Source organism: Mycobacterium sp., from assembly GCF_032162105.1.
GTDB lineage: Bacteria > Actinomycetota > Actinomycetes > Mycobacteriales > Mycobacteriaceae > Mycobacterium.
Genome location: NZ_JAVRPS010000436.1, coordinates 1 through 4,791 on the forward strand (window position 1 = coordinate 1; position 4,791 = coordinate 4,791).

5 protein-coding genes and 2 pseudogenes are annotated in these 4,791 nt (G+C 63.5%); 4 read left to right on the plus strand and 3 right to left on the minus strand.

Going from position 1 to position 4,791, the window contains the following annotated elements; translation table 11 throughout:
- Positions 1-330: pseudogene (locus tag QOC69_RS22200) on the minus strand (hypothetical protein); the annotation flags it as partial.
- 173 nt (positions 331-503) lie between these two features.
- On the opposite strand from QOC69_RS22200, the gene QOC69_RS22205 reads away from it, so the two are divergent.
- Complete coding sequence (locus tag QOC69_RS22205) at positions 504-1,325, plus strand: hypothetical protein (RefSeq protein WP_526443608.1); 822 nt, start codon at positions 504-506, stop codon at positions 1,323-1,325.
- A gap of 15 nt (positions 1,326-1,340) precedes the next feature.
- Here QOC69_RS22205 and QOC69_RS22210 read toward each other — a convergent pair whose 3' ends face one another.
- Positions 1,341-1,958, minus strand: a complete 618-nt coding sequence (locus tag QOC69_RS22210; RefSeq protein WP_526443610.1) for a hypothetical protein — start codon at positions 1,956-1,958, stop codon at positions 1,341-1,343.
- Between the two features lie 142 nt (positions 1,959-2,100).
- Here QOC69_RS22210 and QOC69_RS22215 point away from each other — a divergent pair, with 142 nt between their 5' ends.
- Positions 2,101-3,336: an IS256 family transposase gene (locus QOC69_RS22215; protein WP_526443612.1), complete on the plus strand. Its 1,236-nt coding sequence runs from the start codon at positions 2,101-2,103 to the stop codon at positions 3,334-3,336.
- 57 nt (positions 3,337-3,393) lie between these two features.
- On the opposite strand, the pseudogene QOC69_RS22220 reads toward QOC69_RS22215, so the two are convergent.
- Positions 3,394-3,657, minus strand: a pseudogene (locus QOC69_RS22220) (serine/threonine protein kinase); the annotation flags it as partial.
- Between the two features lie 170 nt (positions 3,658-3,827).
- Between QOC69_RS22220 and QOC69_RS22225 the strand changes: the two are divergent.
- Together QOC69_RS22225 and QOC69_RS22230 are read left to right on the plus strand one after the other, a co-directional pair.
- Positions 3,828-4,070 carry a hypothetical protein gene (locus QOC69_RS22225; protein WP_526443614.1) on the plus strand — a complete coding sequence of 81 codons (243 nt, stop codon included), beginning with the start codon at positions 3,828-3,830 and terminating at the stop codon, positions 4,068-4,070.
- Positions 4,071-4,108: 38 nt separating this feature from the next.
- On the plus strand, positions 4,109-4,735 hold the full coding sequence (locus tag QOC69_RS22230; protein WP_526443616.1) for a DUF6308 family protein: 627 nt from the start codon (positions 4,109-4,111) through the stop codon (positions 4,733-4,735).
- Positions 4,736-4,791: the final 56 nt, after the last annotated feature.

Below are 4,791 nucleotides of genomic sequence, written 5' to 3' on the forward strand. Positions count from 1 at the left end.
CCGGGTATCCAACTCCTTGCCCGCATGTTCGACCGTCGTGAAGCCGATCTCATGCACTGCTGGGTCGTAGAGCGCCGCTTTCCAGCCGTCGGGCACGTCAACGCCTGTGGGTACGAGGAGTTCGAAGATGATCTCGTCGCGCCCGAAGTAGGTGGACAGGTAGCCGCCTGGCGGCTCTGGCAGGGTCGTCGTGTCGATGCCGAGACGCAGTGGCCGCGTGGCGGGGCGAAGTGGATATAGAGATGGAAGCGTGTTTGAGTCCCTGATCGGCGCTCGGACGTATCGCATGAACCGGTTGTTCGGTTGTCCCGAGGGGATGCTGATCGTCATGCCCGCGATGCTCTCACTGAGAGCCGACATGACGGCGGATCAAGCCATCGCGGCGATCTCGAAGCTCGCTGTGATGAGTGCGGCACTTCGTCAGGTGGAAATTCAGGTGCTCCCACGCCATAGAGCTGCGATCCTGAGCGGAGGGACGGCCCAGCGTGTCGGAGGTGAAAACGATGATCGGGGACGAGCTGAATCCCGGATTGAGCGAGCTGCATCCGGGGATGGACGAGCACCGGGCCATCGAGTTCTTGGGAGCGCGCGCCGACGGCATCGGTATCGACGGCTGGCACTGGCTGCTGGAGACGTCGGCGACGTCGTTCTACATCAAGTCCATGAATCGGGCGATGCAGGGGGCCAAGGTCACGCTGCACGGACCCGACGAGCGGTATCCGGGAGAGGAGCACTTCCGGTTCGACGTGATCAGGACGCCCGAGATGGAAGTGGATGAGGAAGCCGCGAACCGCTCCGCCCGCGCCGGTGGCCGCTGGCTGGCCGACTCCAGCGACTTTCCCTGGTACTTCACTGGCCGTCGGATCACCGAGAACGTGGACCACGTCGTGCGTTTCAGCGTCGGGCGCGACGTGTTCCTCGCCGGTGCACCGCCGGCAGGCGGCTCGGACTGGCCGAAGGACAAGGCGACGATAAGGGGGCTGTTGCCGCTTCCTGCTGTAGGGCATGTCGTACACGTAGATGTCTTCCTGAACTACGACGGCGACCGTGGACCGTACTGGCCGCACCCGGAGGCGGCGATCCGCGCCCAGTGCGCGGGATTGGGGTACATGACCAACTCGCTGGGCTGGAAGCTGTCCGTAGTCGCGCTCAACCGTCGCGCGGACGAAGAATCCGACCCCTGCGGCGACCTTCGCGGCGACACACCTGTTGATGAGTGCCTACGCGGCTACGCCGCGAGCGTCGACGACACCGGATTGTTGTGGTTGTGCGAGAAGCTGATTCCCTTCGACGACGAGGCCGTGGAACCAACGTCCGACTCCTGACGCCGAGCAGCGCCGTTACCCGCCGACGTGCTGTATGCGTGCGTCCAGCGCCGCAGAAGCGGCCGTCATGTGTTGCGGACACGGGAGGTACGGGAAACCCGACATCGAGAGGAACTGTTGAAGCGAGACCAGTCCGACCTGCCTCCACGCCTGGATCAGCCCCGCGACTTTGACGGCTCCCATCTCCGCCAGCCCTTCGAGCAGCATCAGGTCGGAGGTTGAAACGACGGCGGGGACAAGCATTCTGCCCTCGTACTGCGCCATCAGCCTCTGCGCACTGAGGCCGACGAGCATCATCGACAGCGGAGTGCTGGGGAGTCCCACGTCGGGTACAACGACGAAAGGCGCGAACTTCGCGTCGTCGAACGAAACTCCGTCCCACCCCAGCCGCGTGAGGTGGTCGATGACCGACTCGAACTGAACCGCCTTCTTGTTGGTCCAGAACGCCGCGATGTTGGAGGCGTAGTCCTCGCCGTCGCCTGTGCCCTCTGCGAGCGAAGCTCGGAGAGGGCGATGGGTCGCGTCGAGAAGCCAGGTGAACCCCTCTGTCGGCAGCACCCAGTCACATGCTTTCGGTGCCTGGCCTTTCTTCTCTGCCCACGCGGACTGCATCTGGTCCTCGCCGAGGACCACGCCGAACGGGTTGCGTCCAGCAGAGTGGTGTACGAGTCGGACCTGATCGGCGGTACCGGCGTGTCGTAGCCGGATGAATGAAGGTCATCGCGTGATTCTTCGAGAGACCGACCAAAGTCACTCGAGCAAAGGAATACACGCGATGACCACTGTCCACGATATCGACCTGCAGCAGGTCCTGACCGAGCGACTCACCGCCGCCCATCCCGATGTGCTGCGCGAGCTGTTGTCGATGTTCATCCAGACGTTGATGGGCGCTGAAGCCGATGCGCTGTGCGGGGCCGGTTACTGCGAGCGCAGCGGGGAACGAACCAACCACCGTAACGGTTACCGTCATCGTGAATTCGACACGCGGGCAGGAACATTGGATGTTGCGATCCCGAAGCTGCGGCAGGGTTCCTATTTCCCGGACTGGCTGCTGGAACGCCGCAAACGCGCTGAGCGGGCGCTGACCACGGTGGTGGCGACCTGCTATCTGCTGGGGGTCTCGACGCGGCGGATGGACAAACTGGTCGGCACGCTGGGCATCACCGGCCTGTCGAAGTCGCAAGTCAGCGTGATGGCCAAGGAACTCGACACCGCGGTGGAGGCGTTCCGCAGCCGGCCGTTGGACGCCGGCCCGTACACGTTCGTGGCCGCCGACGCCCTGGTGCTCAAAGTCCGCGAGAACGGTCGGGTGGTCAACGTGCACGCCCTGATCGCCGTCGGGGTCAACGCCGAGGGCTACCGGGAGATCCTGGGCATCGACGTCACCACCGCCGAGGACGGGGCGGGTTGGCTGGCGTTTCTGCGGTCGTTGACTGCCCGCGGATTGTCCGGGGTCAAGCTGGTCACCTCGGATGCCCACGCGGGGCTGCTGGCCGCGATCGGCGCCACCCTGCCGGGCTCGTCCTGGCAGCGCTGCAGGACTCATTACGCCACCAACTTGATGGCCGTCACCCCGAAGGCGTCGTGGCCGTGGGTGCGTACTCTGTTGCATTCGGTCTACGACCAACCGGACTCGCAATCCGTTGGCGCTCAATATGATCGGATCATCGATGCACTATCGGACAAGCTCCCCAGGGTTGCCGACCATCTGGAGAACGCGCGTGCTGATCTGCTGGCCTTCACCAGCTTTCCGAAACAGATCTGGCGCCAGATCTGGTCGAATAACCCCCAGGAACGGCTGAACAAGGAGATCCGCCGTCGCACCGACGTGGTCGGCATCTTCCCCGACCGCAACGCTCTGATCCGCCTCGTCGGCGCCGTCCTGGCCGAACAACACGACGAATGGGCCGAGTCCCGCCGCTACCTGGGCCTGGACGTCCTCAGCAAATCCCAAGCCACCAACGACACCCCAACAGAACAGGAGGCCACACCGGCGGCACTAACCGCCTGAACCACCCAGTCGAAGAATCACACGACGACCACGTACACCACGTCCCTGGACTTGACCCGAGATCCAGAGTTGACCCTCATCCTCACCGCGGTCATGCACGCCGACGATGTGAGGGTGCCATAAAGCTGCGGCGAGATCGGCCTCGCGGTGGAAGCGCTCCCGAAACGATGTATCTGCCGAGATGTTGGCGGGTAGAATCTTGAGAGCATCCTGACGCGGTAGGCGCGGGTGCTGAGCGAGGTAGACCTCCCCCATCCGGCCTGAGCCCAACAGGCGCACGACGGTGTAGCCGGCAAAATGATCTCCCACCCCCAGCTGCATGCAGGCATGGTAGCCACTGGTCCCGCCTTCGCATCGGCGATCCCGCTGTGAAGCGTCCTGCGTTCCGCGGCGATGGGAGGTCTTGGCTACTCCTGTGATCGCCAGCGAGGTGTCGCGATGGCGTGCGTGGCCGTCCCACGTTGTCGGTGGCCACAATTACTATGCCCAGGATGAAGTCCGATGACCGTGTTGACCCAGGTGACGCAGCGCTACAAGCGCTGCTGGTGAGAATGGCCGAGCGCTCCCACGACATCGAACGCCGTGACAGGCTGCTCGACTACACGATGACCGTTCCGCCGCTTGCAGACTGGCTCAGCGACTTACTGGACGCGCTGCGTGAAACCTGCGGGTACATCATTAGCCTCGGGCGGCTCAGCCGCGAACTCAGACAACTCACCGAAGGTGAAGAATGACATGCGCCCTGCGACGGCCGACGTTGCAGAATGCGGACATGACGGTGCCGTCCATTGTTGTCGCGGAGCAGCCCTTGGGGCTGAGTGAGGCGCTGAATCGCTTTGAGCGATACCCGCCTCAGACTCCAGCGGTCTACGACTATCCCGGCCCTGGCGAGCCCTCAGGGATCACCACTGACGAGATACGACGTACCAGGAAGGTAAGTTCACGTATCAGCGCTGCTGAGGGCGACTGGTTCATCGCGCTAGCCAGGAGAGCACCGTGGACTCCCGCTGAAGGTGATCTCCGAGACGCCGCCCCCGGAGAGTCCGGCGGGCTGTACGACTCGATGCTTCACCTGTACGCCCACTTCGCTGGATCAGCACCAAAGGGCGTCAGCACGGCGAAGATCAGTAAGGTGCTACATCTCAAGAGGCCCAACCAGTTTCCGATTCTGGACAGCCGCGTGGTGCGGATCTACAGAAAGGCCGCCACCCGTGAAGCGGCGACCTACACCAGCCGGGGGAACAGGCGAATGTACTGGGCAGCGATCAGGTCGGACCTCGAACGTAGCGCCGCTGGACTCAACGAACTACGCACCAAGATGGTGGCCCATCCGGCGACGAGAGTTCAAGCGCTGCAAGCTGTCAGCGATCTGCGGCTGCTCGACATGCTCACGTGGTGACTGCGGGAGGCTGACGTGCAAGGGACACAATTGTCGACATCGCAGTTGCTGACGAT

What these genes read in the sequence shown, in the direction of transcription:
- QOC69_RS22205 (WP_526443608.1), top strand. Translation starts at nt 504, where the DNA reads ATGATCGGGGACGAGCTGAATCCCGGATTGAGCGAGCTGCATCCGGGG.
- QOC69_RS22215 (WP_526443612.1), top strand. Translation starts at nt 2,101, where the DNA reads ATGACCACTGTCCACGATATCGACCTGCAGCAGGTCCTGACCGAGCGA.
- QOC69_RS22225 (WP_526443614.1), top strand. Translation starts at nt 3,828, where the DNA reads ATGAAGTCCGATGACCGTGTTGACCCAGGTGACGCAGCGCTACAAGCG.
- QOC69_RS22230 (WP_526443616.1), top strand. Translation starts at nt 4,109, where the DNA reads ATGACGGTGCCGTCCATTGTTGTCGCGGAGCAGCCCTTGGGGCTGAGT.